The sequence below is a fragment of the Streptomyces sp. enrichment culture genome (genome assembly GCF_964273255.1).
Taxonomy (GTDB): Bacteria; Actinomycetota; Actinomycetes; order Streptomycetales; family Streptomycetaceae; genus Streptomyces.
Genome location: NZ_OZ186835.1, coordinates 3,495,709 through 3,515,041, shown reverse-complemented (window position 1 = coordinate 3,515,041; position 19,333 = coordinate 3,495,709). Strand labels below are relative to the sequence as shown.

Genomic DNA, 19,333 nt, shown 5'->3' with positions numbered 1-19,333 from the left:
GAGGCCCCGGGTGTGACCCCGTCCGGCTCCGGCCGGGGCCCTGTCCAGGGTGCCGCCTCCAGTCCGGACGCCGGCTCCGGCGCCCACCCGGGCTCCGGGGACCGCAGCGCCCTCGTTCCCCGGCCCGGTCCCGGGAGCGACCGGCGCACCACGCCGGGTGCCGGTCACCCCGGTCCGGGCGTCGTCCCGGCGGGCGGCAGCGCACCCGCTCAGGGGCCCGTGATCCCGTCCCCGGCACCCGGCGACGGGCCCCGGAACCGCACATAGGCTGCACGTCATGACCGCCCCCGCCCCCGACGACGGCCACCCCGACCGCTCCTCCGCCCCCGCCCCCGACGATGGCCACCCCGACCGCTCCTCCGCCTCCGCCCCCGACGACGGCCGCCCCGACCGCTCCCCCGCTTCCGGTCCGGGGTCCGCCACGGCGCCCGACCGCGGCACCTCCGGCGCCTCCCCGTCCACAGCGGCTTCCGCCTCGGAGGCGGCCCCGGTATCCGCGTTCGTGCCCGGCTCCAGCCCCAGTTCCTCCGCCTCGGCCTCCGCCTCCGCACCCGTGTCCGAGGCCATCACCCTGTGGCGTCGGCTGGCGGGGTCCCCCGACGTGGTCCTGCTCGACGGATTCCACGCGCTGAAGCACGCCGTGCGCTTCGGGGCGGAGATCCGGGTGGCGGTCACCGCGGACCGGGGCGCCGCGCTCGCCCTCGCCGACGAACTGGCGCCGGACGTGCACGGGTCGCTGGAGGCACTGCTGACCGAGGTGCCGTACGAGACGTACGCCTCGGTCGTGGCCCGTCCGCATCCCACCGCGGTCGCGGCCCTCGCCGTCCGGCCCTCCCGCGCGGGCCGTGTGGCGGCGCTGGCACGCACCCCGCGTACCGCTCCGATCGTGGTGCTGGACCAGCCGCGCAACCTGGGCAACACCGGGGCGGTGATCCGGCTGGCCGCCGGGTTCGGTGCCACCGGGGTGGTCACCACCGGCACGCTGGACCCCTGGCATCCCACCGTCGTGCGGGGCGGGGCCGGGCTGCACTTCGCGACCACGGTGGAGCGGCTGACCGTCGACGAGCTGCCCGCCGGACCGGTGTTCGCGCTCGACCCCGAGGGGCGGGACATCCGCGGGACGGTACTGCCCGACGACGCGCTGCTCGCGTTCGGCTCCGAGCGCAGCGGGCTCTCGCCCGAGCTGCGCGCACGGGCGGACCAGCTGGTCGCGCTGCCGATGCGTCCGCAGGTCTCCAGCTACAACCTGGCGACCAGCGTGGCCATGGCGCTGTACCACTGGAGCGCCACCGGGGGCGCCGCCGGTCGCGCCCCCGCCTGAGAGCACCCGACCGGTGGCGCACCGCGGTACACGCCGCGCCGGCCATCGCCTACGGCGGGGCGTGGCATACCGCCGACCACGGCATACCGCCCGGCCGCGGTAAGCCCACGACGGCCCGCAGGACGGCCTGCACACCGCCCCGCTCTCACCACCCCGCTCCCACCGGCCCGTTCGCAACCGTCCCGCACACCGCCGCGCCCGCGATGGCGGCCCGGCCTACGCCTCCCGGCGCACCTCGACCACCCGGAAGCGGTTGGCCACGAACGCGCCGTCGGTCAGCGCCGCGTTGGCCGCGGGGTTGCCGCCGGAGCCGTGGAAGTCGGAGAAGGCGGCCGTCTGGTTCACATACACCCCGCCGGTCAGGTTGAGGGACAGCTGGGCGGCCTCCTCCAGACAGACCTCGCGCACGGTCTCCTCGACCTCCGGGGAGGTCGTGTACGCGCCGACCGTCATGGCGCCCTTCTCGCGGATGGTGCGCCGCAGGAGTTCGGCGGCGTCCGCGGCGGAGTCGACCGCGACGGCGAAGGAGACCGGGCCGAAGCACTCGCTCATGTAGGCGGCCTCGGCGTCCGGCTTCGAGCCGTCCAGCTTCACGATCACCGGAGTGCGCACCACCGCGCCCGGGAACTCCGGGTGGGTGATCTCGCGGGAGGCCAGGACGACCTCGCCGAGACCGGCGGCGGCCTCCAGACGCGCCTTGACGTCCGGGTTGACGATCGCCCCCAGCAGGGCGTTGGCCCGGGTGTCGTCCCCGAGCAGGCCGTCGACCGCCTTCGCCAGGTCCGCCGCGACCTCGTCGAAGGTCTTCGGGCCCGCGTCCGTGGTGATGCCGTCCCGGGGGATCAGCAGGTTCTGCGGGGTGGTGCACATCTGACCGCTGTACAGGGACAGGGAGAACGCCAGGTTGGACAGCATCCCCCGGTAGTCGTCGGTGGACTCGACGATCACCGTGTTGACGCCGGCCTTCTCCGTGTACACCTGTGCCTGGCGGGCGTTGGCCTCGAGCCAGTCGCCGAACTCGGTGGAACCGGTGTAGTCGATGATCCGGATCTCCGGACGGGTGGCCAGGGTCTTGGCGATGCCCTCGCCGGGCCGCTCGGCGGCCAGCGCCACCAGGTTCGGGTCGAAGCCCGCCTCGGTGAGCACCTGGCGCGCGACCTGGACGGTGAGCGCCAGCGGCAGCACGGCGCGCGGGTGCGGCTTGACCAGGACCGCGTTGCCCGTGGCCAGGGAGGCGAACAGGCCCGGGTAGCCGTTCCACGTCGGGAAGGTGTTGCAGCCGATGACCAGGCCGATGCCCCGCGGGACCGGCGTGAACGTCTTGGTGAGCGCCAGCGGGTCGCGCTTGCCCTGCGGCTTGGTCCACTCCGCCGTGTCGGGCGTGCGGACCTGTTCCACGTAGGCGTACGCCACCGCCTCCAGGCCGCGGTCCTGCGCGTGCGGGCCGCCCGCCTGGAACGCCATCAGGAACGCCTGCCCCGAGGTGTGCATGACCGCGTGGGCGAACTCGTGCGAGCGGTCGCTGATGCGCTTGAGGATCTCCAGGCAGACCACCGCGCGCATCTCCGCGCCGGCGTCCCGCCAGGCCCGCATCCCCGCCTTCATGGCCGGCAGCAGCTCGTCCAGGTCGGCGTGCGGGTAGCTGACGCCCAGGTCGAGGCCGTACGGGGAGACCTCGCCGTCCACCCGGCCGTCGGTGCCGGGCTGGCCGAGGTCCAGGCGGGTGCCGAGCAGGGCGTCGAAGGCGGCCTTGCCCGCCGCCAGGTCCAGGCTGCCGTTCTCCCCGTACGCCTTGGGGTGTTCCGGGTGCGGGGACCAGTACGCGCGCGTGCGGATCGCTTCCAGGGCCCCGTCCAGGGTGGGCCGGTGCCGGGTGATCAGCTGGTGCGCGGTGAGTTCGGCGGCCATGGGGACCAACTCCTCGTCTCAGGAACTCTTCGGCGAGCTCATGGACCTGGGCAGTACGTGGGCAGAAACATGGGCGGGGACGGGCGGTCAGAGTTAGAGTAACCGAACGATCGGTCGGGACAAGGGGGTCCGCCGCATCTGTGGAAAACGTCGTGCGGGAGGATCGCGCCCATGACAGCACTCGACCTCAGCAGTCCCGTGGCCGTGGTCGGCACCGGCACCATGGGCCGGGGAATCGCCCAGGTCGCGCTGGTCGCGGGCCATCCGGTGCGGCTGTACGACGCCGTCCCCGGCCGGGCCCGCGAGGCGGCCGACGCGATCGGCGCACGGCTCGACCGTCTGGTGGCCAAGGAGCGGCTGAGCGCCGCGGACCGGGACGCGGCCCGTGCCCGGCTGCTGCCCGCCGACGACCTCTCCGACCTCGCGGACTGCGCCCTGGTCGTCGAGGCCGTCCTGGAGCGGCTCGACGTCAAGCAGGAGCTGTTCACAGCGCTGGAGGGCATCGTCTCCGACGACTGTCTGCTCGCCACCAACACCTCCTCCCTGTCGGTCACGGCCGTCGGCGGCGCCCTGCGCGTCCCCGGCCGGTTCGTGGGCCTGCACTTCTTCAACCCGGCCCCGCTGCTGCCGCTGGTCGAGGTGGTCTCCGGGTTCGCCACCGACCCGGCCTGCGCCACCCGCGCGCACGAGACCGCCCGCGCCTGGGGCAAGTCCCCGGTCGCCTGCGCGGACACCCCCGGGTTCATCGTCAACCGGATCGCCCGCCCCTTCTACGCGGAGGCGTTCGCGGTGTACGAGGGCCGGGGGGCCGACCCGGCCACCGTCGACGCGGTGCTGCGCGAGTCCGGCGGCTTCCGGATGGGCGCCTTCGAGCTGACCGACCTGATCGGTCAGGACGTCAACGAGTCCGTCACCCACTCGGTGTGGCAGTCCTTCTTCGGGGACGTGCGCTTCACCCCCTCCCTCGCCCAGCGGCGTCTGGTCGAGTCCGGCCGCCTGGGCCGCAAGAGCGGCCGGGGCTGGTACGACCACGGCGACGGTGCGGAACGGCCCGAGCCGCACACCGCCGGCCCGGAACCGGCGCCCGCGCACGTGGTGGTCGACGGCGACCTGGGGCCGGCCGCGGACCTCGTCGACCTGATCCGTGGGGCGGGCATCGAGGTGCGCGAGGGCACCGCGTCCGGGGACGGCCGGGGGCTGGTGCTGCCGGGAGGCGGCCGGCTGGCCCTCGCCGACGGGCGGACGTCCGTGGAACTCGGCGACACCGTCCACTTCGACCTCGCCCTGGACTACCGCACGGCCGGCCGGATCGCGCTGTCCGTCTGCCGGGAGACCACGCCCGCCCGGACCATCGCCGAGGCCACCGGCCTGTTCCAGGCGCTCGGCAAGCAGGTCAGCGTCATCGGGGACGTACCTGGCATGATCGTCGCCCGTACGGTGGCGCGGATCATCGACCTCGCGTACGACGCCGCCGCCCGCCACGTGGCCACCGAGGAGGACATCGACACCGCGATGCGGCTCGGGGTGAACTATCCGCTCGGCCCGTTCGAGTGGAGCCGCCGCCTCGGGGGCGGCTGGGCCCGGTCCCTCCTGGCGACGCTGCACGAGCGCGAACCGTCGGGCCGCTACGCGCCGTCGGCGGCGCTCCTGCGGCACGCGCACGCCACCGAGAAGCGGGAGAGCACCCCATGACCACGGCCCGGCGCGACACCTACACCCCGGAGACGCTGCTGTCCGTGGCCGTCCAGGTGTTCATCGAGCGCGGCTACGACGGCACCTCCATGGAGCACCTGTCCAAGGCCGCCGGAATCTCCAAGTCGTCGATCTACCACCACGTGGCCGGCAAGGAGGAACTGCTGCGCCGTGCGGTGAGCCGCGCGCTGGACGGCCTCTTCGGCATCCTCGACGAGGAGGCGGCGCGCGAGGGCCGGGCGGCCGAGCGCCTGGAGCACGTCGTGCGCCGCATGGTCGAGGTGCTCACGGCGGAGCTGCCCTACGTGACGCTGCTGCTCAGGGTGCGCGGCAACACCGACACCGAACGCTGGGCCCTGGAACGGCGGCGCGAGTTCGACCACCGGGTGGCCGCCCTGCTCGAGGCGGCCGCGGACGACGGGGACGTGCGCGGCGACATAGACGGGCGGCTCGTGACCCGGCTGGTCTTCGGGATGATCAACTCGATCGTCGAGTGGTACCGGCCCGACGGCCGTGGGTCGAGCGAGCGCGAGGTCGCCGACGCGGTGGTCCAGCTCGCCTTCGGCGGTCTGCGCAAGGCGTCCTGAGCGGGGTCGCTGGGAGGAGGCGGCCCCGGCCGGGGCCTTCGGACCTGCCGTGCGGCTCCGGATCGGTCCCGCTGCCGTTCCGGACCTTCCCTCTCGCCCCCGGCGCCTCCGGTCCCCCGCACTCCGCTCCGCGGTCCTGAGGCCGCCGCACAGCCCCGCGGCTCCGGGCGCGCCCCGCACTCGGCCGCACGGCTCCAGGCCCGCCGTATTCAGCCCTGCGGCTCCAGGTCCTCCTCCTCGAACACCAGCAGCGTGCGCGTGCTGAGCACTTCCGGGATCGCCTGCAGGCGGGTGAGCACGAGCTCGCGCAGGGTTCGGTTGTCCGGCGTGTGCACCAGCAGCAGGACGTCGAAGTCCCCGCCGACCAGGGCGATGTGCGAGGCGCCCGGAAGCTGCCTGAGCTGCTCACGGACCGTCCGCCAGGAGTTCTGGACGATCTTCAGCGTGATGTACGCGGAGGTTCCGTGGCCGGCCCGCTCATGGTCCACGCGGGCGCCGAAGCCCCGGATGACACCGTCCTCCACGAGCCGGTTGATCCGGGCGTAGGCGTTCGCCCGCGACACGTGCACCCGCTCGGCGACCGACCGTATGGACGCACGCCCGTCCACCTGGAGCATGCGCAGGATGTCCTGGTCGACGTCGTCGAGGGGGCGTGCGGGCCGCGGGGGTCCGGCGGGTTCCGCTCCTTCGGCCATTTGTTCAGACGACACCCGCCCCCGCCTCTCCACGATGGACGTACTGCATCCATCTCAGGCTGTGGAGAACCGTTTGTCCACAGCCTGGCGCCACCTGTAGCCAAAATGTGCCGGCGACCGAACAATCGGTTGGTGAGGCGCGTCACAGACGCCGCGCCTCCTTGAGCCGCTCCCACCAGGAGGTGCGTCATGACGGTCATGGAGCAGCGGGGCGCCTACCGGCCGACTCCGCCGCCCACCTGGCAGCCCCGTACGGACCCCGCGCCGCTCTTGCCGGACGCGGAGCCGTACCGGGTGCTCGGCACCGGGGCGGCCGCGAAGGCGGACCCGGAGCTGCTGCGCCGGCTGTACGGGGAGCTGGTGAAGGGCCGCCGGTACAACGCGCAGGCGACCGCCCTCACCAAGCAGGGCCGTCTGGCGGTCTACCCCTCCAGCACCGGCCAGGAGGCGTGCGAGGTCGCCGCCGCCCTCGTCCTGCGGGACCAGGACTGGCTCTTCCCCAGCTACCGCGACACGCTCGCCGTCGTCGCCCGCGGAGTGGACCCGGTCGAGGCGCTCACCCTGCTGCGCGGTGACTGGCACACCGGCTACGACCCCTACGAGCACCGGGTCGCCCCGCTCAGCACCCCGCTGGCCACCCAGTTGCCGCACGCGGTCGGTCTCGCCCACGCCGCCCGGCTCAAGGGCGACGACGTGGTCGCGCTGGCCATGGTCGGCGACGGCGGCACCAGCGAGGGCGACTTCCACGAGGCCCTGAACTTCGCCGCCGTCTGGCAGGCCCCGGTCGTCTTCCTCGTCCAGAACAACGGCTTCGCGATCTCGGTGCCGCTCGACAAGCAGACCGCGGCGCCCTCGCTCGCCCACAAGGCCGTCGGCTACGGCATGCCCGGCCGCCTGGTCGACGGCAACGACGCCGCCGCCGTGCACGAGGTCCTGTCCGACGCCGTCCGCAGAGCCCGCGAGGGCGGCGGCCCCACGCTGGTCGAGGCCATCACGTACCGCATGGAGGCCCACACCAACGCGGACGACGCGACCCGCTACCGGGGCGACGCCGAGGTGGAGACCTGGAAGGGCCACGACCCCGTGGTGCTGCTGGAGCGGGAGCTCACCGAGCGCGGTCTGCTCGACGCGGACGGCATCGAGACCGCCCGCCGGGACGCCGAGACGCTGGCCGCCGACCTGCGTGAGCGCATGAACCGGGACGCCGTGCTCGACCCCATGGATCTGTTCAGCCACGTCTACGCGGAGCCCACGCCGCAGCTGCTGGAGCAGCGGGAGCAGCTGCGGGCCGAGCTGGAGGCCGAGGCCGAGTCGGAAGGGACGCACCGATGACCACCGTCGCCGTCAAGCCGGCCACCATGGCGCAGGCGCTCACCCGTGCGCTGCGCGATTCCATGGCCGCCGACCCGTCCGTGCACGTCCTGGGCGAGGACGTCGGCACGCTCGGCGGCGTCTTCCGCATCACGGACGGCCTCGCCAAGGAGTTCGGCGACGACCGCTGCACGGACACCCCGCTGGCCGAGGCCGGCATCCTGGGCACGGCCGTCGGCATGGCGATGTACGGACTGCGCCCGGTCGTGGAGATGCAGTTCGACGCGTTCGCCTACCCGGCGTTCGAGCAACTGCTGTCGCACGTGGCCAAGATGCGCAACCGCACCCGTGGCGCCATGCCCCTGCCGATCACCATCCGCGTCCCCTACGGGGGCGGCATCGGCGGCGTCGAGCACCACAGCGACTCGTCCGAGGCGTACTACATGGCGACTCCGGGGCTCCATGTCGTCACGCCCGCGACCGTGTCGGACGCCTACGGGCTGCTGCGCGCCTCCATCGCCTCCGACGACCCGGTGGTCTTCCTGGAGCCCAAGCGCCTGTACTGGTCCAAGGACTCCTGGAACCCCGACGAGCCGGCACCCGTCGAGCCGATCGGCCGTGCCGTCGTGCGGCGCACGGGCCGCAGCGCCACCCTCATCACCTACGGCCCGTCCGTCCCCGTCTGCATGGACGCCGCCGAGGCGGCCCGTGCCGAGGGGTGGGACCTCGAAGTCGTCGATCTGCGGTCCCTGGTGCCCTTCGACGACGAGACCGTCTGCGCCTCGGTGCGCCGGACCGGACGCGCGGTCGTCGTCCACGAGTCGGGCGGCTTCGGCGGCCCGGGCGGGGAGATAGCGGCGCGGGTCACCGAGCGCTGCTTCCACCACCTGGAGGCGCCGGTGCTGCGCGTGGCCGGGTTCGACCTGCCCTATCCGCCGCCGATGCTGGAGCGCCACCACCTGCCCGGCGTCGACCGGATCCTGGACGCGGTGGGCCGCCTGCAGTGGGAGGCCGAGAGCTGATGACACAGGTCCTGGAGTTCAAGCTGCCCGACCTCGGTGAAGGGCTGACCGAGGCGGAGATCGTGCGCTGGCTGGTCGAGGTCGGCGACGTCGTCGCGATCGACCAGCCGGTCGTCGAGGTCGAGACGGCCAAGGCGATGGTCGAGGTGCCCTGCCCCTACGGCGGTGTGGTCACCGCACGTTTCGGCGAGGAGGGCACCGAACTGCCCGTCGGGTCACCGCTGCTGACGGTCGCGGTGGGCGAGACGGACGGGGACGGTCCGCGGGCCGGAGCGGACACTGCCAAGGCCGCCCGCGACGAGGACTCCCGTGGAGAGGGCTCGGGCAACGTCCTGGTCGGATACGGCACGTCCCAGGCCCCCGCCCGGCGCCGCCGGGTCCGTCAGGGCAGGCCGCTGTCCAAGGCGTCGCACGCGGCGACGCCGGCCACGCCAACGCACGCATCCGGCGCGACGCACGTGTCCACGGCGTCACCGTCCCCCGGGACGTCCGCGTCGTCCTCGCCCCCTGGAACACCCCCGGCCTCGTCGCCCCCCGTGCCCTCCGCCGCCGACCGGACCCCGGCCGGGTCCGGTGAGGCGGACGGACCGGTGCCGGTGATCTCACCGCTGGTGCGCAGGCTGGCCCGGCAGAACGGCCTGGACCTGCGGCGGCTGACCGGCTCCGGACCCGACGGACTGATCCTGCGGGCCGACGTGGAGGGCGCCCTGCGCGCCGCCACCGCGCCGGGCGTCTCGGACGGCGTGCAGCACGGCGCCGCGACGGACCGCAGGGACGGCACCGTTTCGGCCGCCGCGACGACCGCGGCCTCCTCGGCCGGGGCGGCGCGGGAGCGGGCCGGTGTCACACGGGTGCCGCTCAAGGGCATCCGGGGAGCCGTCGCCGACAAGCTGACGCGGAGCCGTTCCGAGATACCGGACGCCACCTGCTGGGTCGACGCCGACGCGACGGAGTTCATGCGGGCGCGGACCGCGATGAACGCCTCCGGCGGGCCGAAGATCTCGGTGCTCGCGCTGCTGGCCCGGATCTGCACCGCGGCCCTGGCCCGCTTCCCCGAGCTGAACGCTTCGGTGGACACGGCGGCCCGCGAGATCGTGCGGCACGAGGCCGTCCACCTCGGCTTCGCCGCGCAGACCGACCGGGGGCTCGTCGTGCCCGTGGTCCGGGACGCGCACGCGCGGGACGCGGAAGGGCTCACGGCGCAGTTCGCCCGGCTGACCGAGGCCGCCCGGGCGGGCACGCTGACGCCGGCGGACCTCACCGGCGGCACGTTCACGCTGAACAACTACGGGGTCTTCGGCGTCGACGGTTCCACACCGATCATCAACCACCCGGAGGCGGCCATGCTCGGGGTCGGCCGCATCGTGCCGAAACCGTGGGTGCACGAGGGCGAACTGGCCGTGCGTCAGGTCGTCCAGCTGTCGCTCACCTTCGACCACCGGGTCTGCGACGGTGGAACCGCGGGCGGCTTCCTGCGCTACGTGGCGGACTGCGTGGAGCAGCCGGCGGTGCTGCTGCGCACCCTGTGACGCCGGCGGTGTCACCGGACGCCCTGACGACGCCGTGACACCGCCGCCGTTCTCGAGCCCCCGCGTTCTGGGTGATCGCGGGGGCCGCGCATACTCGGGGTGTGACCGAGTACCAGCCCCCTGGTGACCCCGGCGCCGAGCCCGGCTCAACGGCGCGGCGTGTGCGGGTCCCGGCGCACACCCCGTACGACGCGGTCGTCCTGGCCGGCGGCGCCGCCCGGCGGCTGTCGGGCGCCGACAAGCCCGGTGTGCGCGTGGGCGGGCGAGCCCTGATCGACCGGGTGCTCGCCGCCTGCGCCGGAGCCCGCACCACCGTGGTGGTGGCCGCCCCCCGGCCCACCGCGCGGCCCGTCGTCTGGGCACGGGAGGAGCCGCCCGGCGGGGGCCCGCTCGCCGCCCTCCACGCCGGGCTGGGGTACAGCGACGCCGACGTGGCCGTGCTGCTCTCGGCCGACCTGCCGTTCCTCGGGGCACACACCGTCGAACGGCTGGTGACGGAGCTGCGCGCGGGCACCGCCGACGGCGTCGTGCTGACCGACGGCGACGGCCGGGACCAGCCGCTGGTGGCCGCCTACCGGACCGCCGCCCTGCGCAGGACGCTGACCGCACTCTTCGAGTGGCACGGCGGCGTCGCCGGGCTGCCGCTGCGCCGGCTGACCGACGAGCTCGACCTCCGCCGCCTCTTCGACCCGGTCGCGTCCTTCGACTGCGACACCTGGGACGACATCGCCGCCGCCAGAGCACGCATCAGGGAGCATGGACACGTGCTGGACGAATGGATCTCCGCAGTCAAGGACGAGCTGGGCATCGACCTGGACGTCGACACCACCCTCCTGCTCGACCTGGCCCGCGACGCCGCCCACGGCGTGGCCAGGCCCGCGGCACCGCTGACCACCTTCCTCGTCGGTTACGCCGCCGCCCGCGCGGGCGGCGACCGGGACACCGTCGCCGAAGCGGCCCGCAAGGCGGCCGCCCTCGCGAACCGCTGGGCCGACGAGGCCGACGGCACCGACGGCACCGACGGCACCGACGACACCGACGAGGCCGGCAAGTCCGGCGGGGACAGCCGTACCGGCAAGGACAGCCGTACCGGCAAGGACAGCCGTACCGGCAAGGACAGCCGTACCGGCAAGGACAGCCGTACCGGCAAGGACACGGAGGAGGGCTCCGGGGCGACCCCGGACACGCCGTCCCCCGGCGCCGCCGGCGCGTCGGCGCGCGACGACGCCGGCCCCGGCACCCGCCCGGACGCGGGATGACCGCCCACCGCACCCGGGGGAACCAGGACGCCGACGACCTCGGCGTCGAGGAGGCGCTCGCCCTGGTGAAGGAGAATCCCGGCCCCCGTCCGCCCGGCCGGACGTCCGCTGCCGCAGCGGAGCGGCCGTCCACGCCCGGCGAGCGGGCCGGTGCCCCCGACCGGCGTGCCGACGCCACCTCCTGGGCCGAGGCGCGAGCCGTCGCCGAACGCGCCGGCCGCTCCGGCCGCGCCGGACGGCGCGCTCCGGTGTCCGTCACGCTCGACGAGGCGCTCGGCCTCACCCTGGCCGCTCCGCTGGCCGCCCTCACCGACCTGCCCCCCTTCGACACCTCAGCCATGGACGGCTGGGCGGTCGCGGGACCGGGGCCCTGGGACGTGCGGGAGGAGGGTGTGCTCGCCGGGCACACCGCGCACGCGCCGCTCACCGACGGCGAGGCCGTCCGCATCGCCACCGGTGCCCGCGTTCCTCCGGACACCACCGCGGTGCTCCGCAGCGAGCACGGCCGCACCGACGCCGGGGGGCGGCTGCACATCGACGCCACCCACGGACCGAAGGCGGTCGCCCACGGCCAGGACATCCGGCCCCGCGGGCAGGAGTGCCGCAGCGGCGACCAGCTCCTGGCCGTCAGCACCCTGGTGACCCCGGCCGTGCTCGGCCTCGCCGCGGCCGCCGGGTACGACACGCTCACCGTGGTCCCCCGCCCCCGGGCCGAGGTTCTCGTCCTCGGCGACGAACTGCTCACCCAGGGGCTGCCGCACGACGGCCTGATCCGTGACGCGCTCGGCCCGATGCTGCCGCCGTGGCTGCGGGCGCTGGGCGCCGACGTCGTCTCCGTCCGGCGGATCGCCGACGACGCGGAGGCGCTGCACGAGGCGATCACCACCTCCGGCGCCGAGGTCGTCGTCACCACCGGCGGCACGGCCGCCGGACCCGTCGACCACGTCCACCCCACGCTGCACCGCATCGGTGCCGAACTCCTCGTGGACGGCGTCGGCGTGCGCCCCGGCCACCCCATGCTGCTGGCCCGCTTCCACGACCGCCGGCACCTGGTGGGGCTGCCCGGCAACCCGCTCGCCGCCGTGTCCGGGCTGCTCACCCTCGCCGAGCCCCTGCTGCGGACGCTCGCGGCGCGCCCCGCGCCCGAGCCGTACACGCTGCCGCTGCGGGACGCCGTGCAGGGCCACCCGCGCGACACCCGGCTGGTTCCCGTCGTGCTGCGCGGCGACCACGCCGTGCCGCTGCACTACAACGGCCCGGCCATGCTGCGCGGTGTCGCGGCCGCCGACGCCCTCGCGGTCGTCCTTCCCGGGGGCGCCCGGCCGGGCGAGGAGACGGAACTGCTGGACCTGCCCTGGGCGTCCAGTGGGATCGGGGTGTGTTTCACGTGAAACTTCCGGGCCAGGACGCCATCGCCCGCCAGGCGGACGAACACCTGGTGACGCATCGGGTGACGCTTCCGCGGAAGGTGGTCGAGCACCCGATCCGTCAGGTCGCCAAACGACTGTCCGTGGCCCTGGTGGTCCTCGTGGTGACGGCGCTGATCGTGTACGTGGACCGCGACGGCTACACCGACAACGCCGACGGCAGCGTCGACTTCCTCGACGCCTTCTACTACGCCACCGTCACCCTCTCCACCACCGGGTACGGCGACATCACCCCGGTCAGCGACGCGGCCCGGCTCACCAACATCTTCGTCATCACGCCGCTGCGCGTGCTGTTCCTGATCATCCTGGTCGGCACCACCCTCGAGGCCCTCACCGAACGCACCCGGGAGGAGTGGCGACTGAACCGCTGGAGGTCCGCGTTGCGTGATCACACCGTCGTCGTCGGGTTCGGCACCAAGGGCCGCTCGGCGATCAAGACCGTCTGTGCGACAGGCCTGCGCAAGGAGCAGGTCGTGGTGGTCGACCCCAGTGCCAAGGCGATCGAGGCCGCCGCGGCCGACGGCTACGCGGGCGTGGTCGGGGACGCGACCCGGAGCGAGGTGCTGAAGCGGGCCGAGGTCTACCGGGCGAAGCAGATCATCATCGCGACGCAACGTGACGACACCGCCGTCCTCGTGACGCTGACGGCCCGCCAGCTCAACCGGGGCGCGAAGATCGTGGTCGCCGTGCGTGAGGAGGAGAACGCCCCGCTGCTGAAGCAGTCCGGTGCCGACGCCGTCATCACCAGCGCCAGCGCGGCCGGGCGACTGCTCGGCCTGTCGGTGCTCAGCCCCGCGGCCGGCATGGTGATGGAGGATCTCATCCAGCAGGGCACGGGCCTCGACATCGTCGAACGCCCGGTCATAAAGGCCGAGGTCGGCAAGACACCGCGGGAGGTGGACGACCTCGTGGTGAGCGTGCTGCGCGGTCACCGGGTGCTCGGCTACGACGACCGCGCCGTCGGGACGCTGGAGCTGACCGACCGGCTGATCACCATCGTGCGGGTGACCCAGGGCCGGCAGGTCGCCCCCGACATGCGCCCGCTCCCCCGGGACTGATCAGGACCCCGGGAGCGCGGCGACGGACCAGACCGGCACCGCCCGCGCCCGGGCGGCACCGGTACGGTCGCCGACGACGCGACGCGGGCCCTGGCAACGTGAAGCGGGCCCCGACGACGCGATACGGGCCCCGGCGTCGCCGGGGCCCGCATCGGTGCCGCCGAAGGCCGAAGGAGTGCTCCTCACTCCGGTCCGAGCAGCCCTACTTGCGGTTGTACAGCCGCATGGTGACCGGACCGAAGACCAGGATGAACAGGCCCGCCCAGCCCAGGGTCCACAGGATCTCGACGGCCGGCCAGTCACCGGCCATCAGGCCGCGCACGGCGGAGGCGAGGTGGGTCACCGGGCTGTTGTTGACGAAGGCCTGGAGCCAGCCCGGCATGGTGGACGGGTCCACGAAGACGTTGGACAGGAAGGTCAGCGGGAAGATGACCATCATGCTGACGCCCATCACCGACTTCTCGGTGCGCAGCAGCAGGCCGAACATGGTCCAGATCCACGAGAACGCGAACGCGAACAGCACCAGCAGCGCGATCCCGGCGAGCACGCCCATCACCCCGCCGTCGGGACGGTAGCCGAGGATCATCCCGACGGTCAGCATCACGACGGACGCGAGGGTGTAGCGCAGCGCGTCGCCGAGCAGGTAGCCGACCATCGTCGACGGACGCCAGATCGGCAGGGTGCGGAAGCGGTCGAAGACGCCCTTCTCGATGTCCGTGTTGACCGAGATCCCGGTGTACATCGTGATCATCACGACCGACATCACCAGGATGCCCGGCAGCAGGAACTGGATGTACGCCTTCGGCGAGCCGGCCAGCGCCCCGCCGAACAGGTACGTGTACATCAGCACCATCATGATCGGGAAGGCGGTGACGTCGAAGAGCTGCTCCGGCACGTGCTTGATCTTGAGGATCGCGCGCCAGCCGAAGGTCAGTGAGGCCGACAAGGCGCTGGGCCGCGGCGGCCGCTCCTTGGCGACCAGCAGTTCCGCCAGGGAGTCGGTGCGCACCGGGGCGAGTTCGACGCTCTCGGTGGTCGTCGTGGTGGTCATGCCGCCACCTCGTCCTTCGGGTCGTGGTCCGGTCCGGATACGTCACCGGTACCGGGTGCGCCGGTGTCGTGCCCGGTCAGGGCGAGGAAGACCTCGTCGAGGCTGGGCTGGCCGAGCGAGAAGTTGTCCACCGTGACACCGGCCCGGGCGAGCTCGCTCAGCGCACGGGCGGCCTGTTCGGCGGCGGTGTCCTCGCTGGCGGCGGCACCGAGGCGCGCGGTCAGCGCGACCGGGTCGGGGTCGGCCTGCACGCGGGCGTCGAAGGCGCGGTGCAGGAGGTCGGCGGCGAGCGGACGCTGCCCGGGGTCGCGCAGCCGCAGGTGGACGGATCCGGCGCCGACGGACGCCTTGAGCTCCCCCTTGGTGCCCTCCGCGATCACCGTGCCCCGGTCGATGACGGCGATCCGGGAGGCCAGCTGATCGGCCTCGTCCAGGTACTGCGTGGTCAGCAGGACCGTGGTGCCCTGGGCGACCACCGCGCGGACGATGTCCCACACCTGGTTGCGGCTGCGGGGGTCCAGACCGGTCGTCGGCTCGTCGAGGAACAGCAGGTCAGGGGTGTTGAGGATGGAGGCGGCGATGTCGATGCGGCGGCGCATGCCGCCCGAGTAGTGCTTGACCTGCTTCCCGGCCGCGTCCGTGAGGCCGAACGCTTCCAGGAGCTGGGCGGCCCGGGTGTGGGCGGCCGGCTTGCGGTGTCCCAGCAGGCGGGCCAGCAGCACCAGGTTCTCGGTGCCGGTGAGGTCCTCGTCCACGGAGGCGTACTGCCCGGTGAGGCTCACCCGGGCCCGCACCTCGTCCGCCTCGCGCACGACGTCGCGGCCGAAGACCCGGGCCTCGCCGCCGTCCGGGCGCAGCAGCGTGGCGAGCATCTTCACGGTGGTGGTCTTGCCGGCGCCGTTCGGGCCGAGGACCCCATAGACCGTGCCGACGGGCACGGTGAGGTCGACGCCGTCCACGGCGCGTGTCTCACCGAAGGTTTTGACCAGGCCCGCGGTTTCGATCGCCGGGCCGGGCGGTGGGGTGCTCATGCTTCGATTCCTTCCGCGAGCGTGCGCTTCGCAAGGACTGACCTCCACGGTCGCGCGAAGTCATCGGCGCCGCACATGTTTTTTCCGCGGTTCGGTCCAGCGACGGACGGACTCCGCCCCCGGTCCCGGGCCGGACGGCGGACCGGACTCCGTCTCCGGACCCGCGCCGGGCGTCGGACCGGATCCCGTCCCCGGGCCCGCGCCTGTCGGCGGACCGACCGGGCGCCGGGCAGGCCGCCGAACGGCGGACCGGACCAGGCACGGGGGCACCGGCCGGGCGCGGCACTACGGGACAGAGCGTGACCGACGGCCGAGAACGCCCGGGAGCGGCGCGTGGCCGAGGCGGCAGGACACCGAGGCGGCGAGGCGGGGAGGCCAAGGGGGAGGGGAGGCAGCGGCGGCGAACCGCCGAAGGCGGCGGGCCGGAGGAACGGTGAGCGGCGCCCCGAGGACGGCGCTGGGCCGGAGCACGCACGAACCGGAGATGCACGAACCGGTGGTGCACCAACCTGAGGACGCACGAACCTGAGGACCCACGAACCGGAGGACGCACAAACCGGAGGACGCACAAACCGGAGGTGCACCAACCGGGAGATGCACAAACCGGAAGTGCACCAACCGGGAGATGCGCGGACCGGAGGTGCACGGGCCGCGGGAAGGCGGCGGAGTACCGTCGCCCCCATGCATGCGATCACGATTCCTGAACCCGGTGGGCCCGAGGCGCTGGTCTGGGGCGAGGTCCCCGATCCCGAGCCCCGCGAGGGCGAAGTGCTGGTCGAGGTGGTGGCCGGCGCCGTCAACCGGGCCGACCTCCTCCAGCGGCAGGGCTTCTACGACCCGCCGCCCGGCGCGTCCCCCTATCCGGGCCTGGAGTGCTCGGGGCGGATCACCGCGCTGGGCCCCGGGGTCTCCGGCTGGGCCGTCGGTGACGAGGTCTGCGCCCTGCTGTCGGGCGGCGGCTACGCCCAGAAGGTCGCGGTCCCGGCCGGGCAACTGCTCCCCGTCCCGGAAGGGCTCGACGTCAGGCAGGCCGCCGCGCTCCCGGAAGTCGCCTGCACGGTCTGGTCCAACGTGTTCATGGTCGCGCACCTGCGGCCGGGCGAGACGCTGCTCGTGCACGGCGGGTCCAGCGGCATCGGCACCATGGCCATCCAGCTCGGCAAGGCGGTCGGGGCCCGGGTCGCCGTCACCGCCGGGACCAAGGAGAAGCTGGAGCGCTGCGCCGAACTCGGTGCCGACGTCCTGATCAACTACCGGGAGCAGGACTTCGTCGCCGAGGTGGAACGGGCCACCGACGGTGCCGGGGCGGACGTCATCCTGGACAACATGGGGGCCAAGTACCTGGACCGCAACGTGCGGGCCCTGGCCGTCAACGGCCGCCTGGCGATCATCGGCATGCAGGGCGGCGTCAAGGGCGAGCTGAACATCGGCGCCCTGCTCGCCAAGCGTGCCGCCCTCAGCGCGACCTCGCTGCGGGCCCGTCCGCCGGCGGAGAAGGCCGCGATTGTCGCCGCCGTCCGGGAGCACGTCTGGCCGCTCGTGGCCGGTGGCCACGTCCGCCCGGTCATCGACCGGGAGATCCCGATGCCCGACGCCGCCACGGCCCACCGGGTGCTGGAGGAGAGCGGGCACGTCGGCAAGGTGCTGCTGATCGCGCCCTGACGAAGACGGGGGCCGGCCCCGATGAAGGGCTCCGCCGCGGGAGGCCCCGCGGCGGAGTGCCGAGCGGGGGCCGTGTCCCGTCCGTCGCTCAGTGCGGGGACTGCCGCATGCGCAGGCCGATGAAGGCGAGCCCCAGGCCCAGGCCGATCAGCATCAGCCCGCTGCCCAGCGGCAGTATCCGCACCGCGGGCCGGGCGGCGTGCTCGGGACCGCCAAGAGCGTTCGCCGCCGTGGAGGAGGCCGACGGCAGCGGGACGGCGGCCTCCGACGCCGGTGCCCGGGCCGCCGCGTCCGCCCCGGATGCCTCCGGCCGGACCGTGTCCTCGCGTGCGCCGGAGTCCTCGGCGCGGGCGTCCGTGCGGTCCGGCTGCCCGGTGGCGGCGCCGTCGCCCGAAGCGTCCGCCGAGGGAGCCGCGGGGTCGTCGGTCCGGCCGCTGTCCGCCGTGCCGTCCGGGCGGTCGTGGTCCGTCTCCGGCCGTCCGGGCCGCTCGCGGCCCTCGCCGGGCCGGGCGCCCGCCCGGGACGGCGGGGCGGACGGCGACAGGGAGGGCGACGGGGAGGCCGTGGCTGCTGCCGGGAGCCGGTGGTGCGGGCCGCCGCCGGTGAGCGCGTCGTCACGGGACGGGGCGTGCGGGGACGGGGCGTGCGGGGCCGGGCCGCGGCCGCCGTCCGTGTCCGTCCCCCGGCCGCCTCCCGGTTCCGGCCCGGCCCGGCCGGCGTCCCGTCCGCCGTCGTCGGGCGTGCCGGGCGCGCGGTGGTGGGTGTGGGCCACGGTCGTGCCGGCCGGCAGCGGCCCGCCGGTGGCGCCGGGCGCCGGCGTGGCCACCGTCAGGGCGATGCCCGTGCCCAGGACGACACCCGCCCGCAGGGCGGCCGCCGCCCCGTTCGCTCCCAGTCTGCGCAGCCATGGAGTCACGACCGTGACCTCCCGCGCCGACGGATGGCTCGGGGCACCGTCGGCAGAGTTGGGCCGGATGGACCCCAAAAGACTCGCATTTCCCGGCCTCACCGGCATTCCGGGCGATCCGGTCGGCTGAATCGTGACCTCGCGGCGGGGAACCCGGCCCCCAGCGTCGCAGCCCCCAAGCCGCCGGGACGCGGCCCGGCCTCCGTGCGGACGACGGGACCGCGGCCCGGGCGGGGGCACCACCGGAGCGGCGCGCAGGGTACGAGAGAATGGCCGTATGGAGATGCCGAGGAACGAACGGTCACCGGAGAAACCGCAGATCCTGGTCGTCGGCCAGGACGGCATGGCGCTCGGCGGTGGCACCGGGGACGAGGACTCCCGCGAGACCCCGGTGACGGAGCAGGTCGAGCAGCCCGCCAAGGTCATGCGGATCGGCAGCATGATCAAGCAGTTGCTGGAGGAGGTGCGCGCCGCTCCTCTGGACGAGGCCAGCCGGGCCCGGCTCAAGGAGATCCACGCCAGTTCGGTGAAGGAACTGGAGGACGGTCTGGCCCCCGAGCTGGTCGAGGAACTGGAGCGGTTGTCCCTGCCGTTCACCGACGAGGCCACGCCCAGCGACGCCGAACTGCGCATCGCGCAGGCCCAGCTGGTGGGGTGGCTGGAGGGTCTGTTCCACGGGATCCAGACCACGCTGTTCGCCCAGCAGATGGCGGCGCGCGCCCAGTTGGAGCAGATGCGCCGGGCGCTGCCGCCGGGCGTCGCCGAGGGGTCGGAGGACCCGCACATCGGCGGTCGCTCGGGCGGTCCCTACCTGTAGCACCTGTAGCACCCGGGAGCGGCCGCAGCGGCACGCTCCGCCACCCGGACGAGCGG

15 protein-coding genes and 1 pseudogene are annotated in these 19,333 nt (G+C 74.1%); 11 read left to right on the top strand and 5 right to left on the bottom strand.

The features are described 5' to 3' along the window. Positions 1 to 553: 553 nt before the first annotated feature. Positions 554 to 1,321 (top strand): TrmH family RNA methyltransferase, encoded by a 768-nt coding sequence (locus ACSU53_RS15095; protein ID WP_437033208.1) that lies wholly within the window; start codon positions 554 to 556, stop codon positions 1,319 to 1,321. Positions 1,322 to 1,537: 216 nt separating this feature from the next. On the opposite strand, the gene paaN is transcribed toward ACSU53_RS15095, so the two are convergent. Beyond that, positions 1,538 to 3,229 carry a phenylacetic acid degradation protein PaaN gene (gene paaN, locus ACSU53_RS15090; RefSeq protein ID WP_437028095.1) on the bottom strand — a complete coding sequence of 564 codons (1,692 nt, stop codon included), beginning with the start codon at positions 3,227 to 3,229 and terminating at the stop codon, positions 1,538 to 1,540. A gap of 171 nt (positions 3,230 to 3,400) precedes the next feature. Here paaN and ACSU53_RS15085 point away from each other — a divergent pair, with 171 nt between their 5' ends. After that, entirely contained in the window at positions 3,401 to 4,921 is a 1,521-nt protein-coding gene (locus ACSU53_RS15085; protein WP_437028093.1) for a 3-hydroxyacyl-CoA dehydrogenase, read from the top strand. Beyond that, complete coding sequence (locus ACSU53_RS15080) at positions 4,918 to 5,508, top strand: TetR/AcrR family transcriptional regulator (protein ID WP_437028091.1); 591 nt, start codon at positions 4,918 to 4,920, stop codon at positions 5,506 to 5,508. The genes ACSU53_RS15085 and ACSU53_RS15080 overlap by 4 nt, the downstream gene beginning before the upstream one ends. A gap of 209 nt (positions 5,509 to 5,717) precedes the next feature. On the opposite strand, the gene ACSU53_RS15075 is transcribed toward ACSU53_RS15080, so the two are convergent. After that, complete coding sequence (locus ACSU53_RS15075) at positions 5,718 to 6,203, bottom strand: Lrp/AsnC family transcriptional regulator (RefSeq protein WP_437028089.1); 486 nt, start codon at positions 6,201 to 6,203, stop codon at positions 5,718 to 5,720. Positions 6,204 to 6,392: 189 nt separating this feature from the next. Between ACSU53_RS15075 and pdhA the strand changes: the two genes are divergently transcribed. The 6 genes and pseudogenes from pdhA to ACSU53_RS15045 all read left to right on the top strand — a co-directional run bounded on the left by pdhA (position 6,393) and on the right by ACSU53_RS15045 (position 13,809). Next, positions 6,393 to 7,535, top strand: a complete 1,143-nt coding sequence (gene pdhA / locus ACSU53_RS15070; RefSeq protein ID WP_437028087.1) for a pyruvate dehydrogenase (acetyl-transferring) E1 component subunit alpha — start codon at positions 6,393 to 6,395, stop codon at positions 7,533 to 7,535. Continuing rightward, a complete protein-coding gene (locus ACSU53_RS15065) occupies positions 7,532 to 8,536 on the top strand; it encodes an alpha-ketoacid dehydrogenase subunit beta (RefSeq protein ID WP_437028085.1) in 1,005 nt (334 codons plus the stop codon). The genes pdhA and ACSU53_RS15065 overlap by 4 nt, the downstream gene beginning before the upstream one ends. Next, positions 8,536 to 10,065 carry a dihydrolipoamide acetyltransferase family protein gene (locus ACSU53_RS15060; RefSeq protein ID WP_437028083.1) on the top strand — a complete coding sequence of 510 codons (1,530 nt, stop codon included), beginning with the start codon at positions 8,536 to 8,538 and terminating at the stop codon, positions 10,063 to 10,065. The genes ACSU53_RS15065 and ACSU53_RS15060 overlap by 1 nt, the downstream gene beginning before the upstream one ends. A gap of 101 nt (positions 10,066 to 10,166) precedes the next feature. Beyond that, positions 10,167 to 11,114 (top strand): annotated as a pseudogene (locus ACSU53_RS15055) (NTP transferase domain-containing protein); the annotation flags it as partial. A 206-nt stretch (positions 11,115 to 11,320) separates the two neighbouring features. Further along, positions 11,321 to 12,715, top strand: coding sequence for a molybdopterin molybdotransferase MoeA (locus ACSU53_RS15050; RefSeq protein ID WP_437028081.1), 1,395 nt, complete (start codon positions 11,321 to 11,323; stop codon positions 12,713 to 12,715). After that, positions 12,712 to 13,809, top strand: coding sequence for a potassium channel family protein (locus ACSU53_RS15045; protein WP_437028079.1), 1,098 nt, complete (start codon positions 12,712 to 12,714; stop codon positions 13,807 to 13,809). The genes ACSU53_RS15050 and ACSU53_RS15045 overlap by 4 nt, the downstream gene beginning before the upstream one ends. A gap of 202 nt (positions 13,810 to 14,011) precedes the next feature. On the opposite strand, the gene ACSU53_RS15040 is transcribed toward ACSU53_RS15045, so the two are convergent. Further along, entirely contained in the window at positions 14,012 to 14,860 is an 849-nt protein-coding gene (locus tag ACSU53_RS15040; RefSeq protein WP_437028077.1) for an ABC transporter permease, read from the bottom strand. Continuing rightward, positions 14,857 to 15,891 carry an ATP-binding cassette domain-containing protein gene (locus ACSU53_RS15035; protein ID WP_437028075.1) on the bottom strand — a complete coding sequence of 345 codons (1,035 nt, stop codon included), beginning with the start codon at positions 15,889 to 15,891 and terminating at the stop codon, positions 14,857 to 14,859. The genes ACSU53_RS15040 and ACSU53_RS15035 overlap by 4 nt, the downstream gene beginning before the upstream one ends. Positions 15,892 to 16,572: 681 nt before the next feature. Between ACSU53_RS15035 and ACSU53_RS15030 the strand changes: the two genes are divergently transcribed. After that, entirely contained in the window at positions 16,573 to 17,553 is a 981-nt protein-coding gene (locus ACSU53_RS15030) for an NAD(P)H-quinone oxidoreductase (RefSeq protein WP_437028073.1), read from the top strand. An 88-nt stretch (positions 17,554 to 17,641) separates the two neighbouring features. On the opposite strand, the gene ACSU53_RS15025 is transcribed toward ACSU53_RS15030, so the two are convergent. Next, positions 17,642 to 18,469, bottom strand: coding sequence for a hypothetical protein (locus ACSU53_RS15025; RefSeq protein ID WP_437028071.1), 828 nt, complete (start codon positions 18,467 to 18,469; stop codon positions 17,642 to 17,644). A 268-nt stretch (positions 18,470 to 18,737) separates the two neighbouring features. On the opposite strand from ACSU53_RS15025, the gene ACSU53_RS15020 reads away from it, so the two are divergent. Beyond that, the gene (locus ACSU53_RS15020; protein WP_437028069.1) at positions 18,738 to 19,277 is read left to right on the top strand and encodes a bacterial proteasome activator family protein; all 540 of its coding nucleotides are present in this window, start codon (positions 18,738 to 18,740) and stop codon (positions 19,275 to 19,277) included. Positions 19,278 to 19,333: the final 56 nt, after the last annotated feature.

Coding starts and splice junctions, on each gene's coding strand:
- paaN (WP_437028095.1), bottom strand. CDS start 3,229: ATGGCCGCCGAACTCACCGCGCACCAGCTGATCACCCGGCACCGGCCC.
- ACSU53_RS15050 (WP_437028081.1), top strand. CDS start 11,321: ATGACCGCCCACCGCACCCGGGGGAACCAGGACGCCGACGACCTCGGC.
- ACSU53_RS15040 (WP_437028077.1), bottom strand. CDS start 14,860: ATGACCACCACGACGACCACCGAGAGCGTCGAACTCGCCCCGGTGCGC.
- ACSU53_RS15030 (WP_437028073.1), top strand. CDS start 16,573: ATGCATGCGATCACGATTCCTGAACCCGGTGGGCCCGAGGCGCTGGTC.
- ACSU53_RS15065 (WP_437028085.1), top strand. CDS start 7,532: ATGACCACCGTCGCCGTCAAGCCGGCCACCATGGCGCAGGCGCTCACC.
- ACSU53_RS15075 (WP_437028089.1), bottom strand. CDS start 6,203: ATGGCCGAAGGAGCGGAACCCGCCGGACCCCCGCGGCCCGCACGCCCC.
- ACSU53_RS15080 (WP_437028091.1), top strand. CDS start 4,918: ATGACCACGGCCCGGCGCGACACCTACACCCCGGAGACGCTGCTGTCC.
- ACSU53_RS15060 (WP_437028083.1), top strand. CDS start 8,536: ATGACACAGGTCCTGGAGTTCAAGCTGCCCGACCTCGGTGAAGGGCTG.
- ACSU53_RS15085 (WP_437028093.1), top strand. CDS start 3,401: ATGACAGCACTCGACCTCAGCAGTCCCGTGGCCGTGGTCGGCACCGGC.
- ACSU53_RS15035 (WP_437028075.1), bottom strand. CDS start 15,891: ATGAGCACCCCACCGCCCGGCCCGGCGATCGAAACCGCGGGCCTGGTC.
- ACSU53_RS15020 (WP_437028069.1), top strand. CDS start 18,738: ATGGAGATGCCGAGGAACGAACGGTCACCGGAGAAACCGCAGATCCTG.
- pdhA (WP_437028087.1), top strand. CDS start 6,393: ATGACGGTCATGGAGCAGCGGGGCGCCTACCGGCCGACTCCGCCGCCC.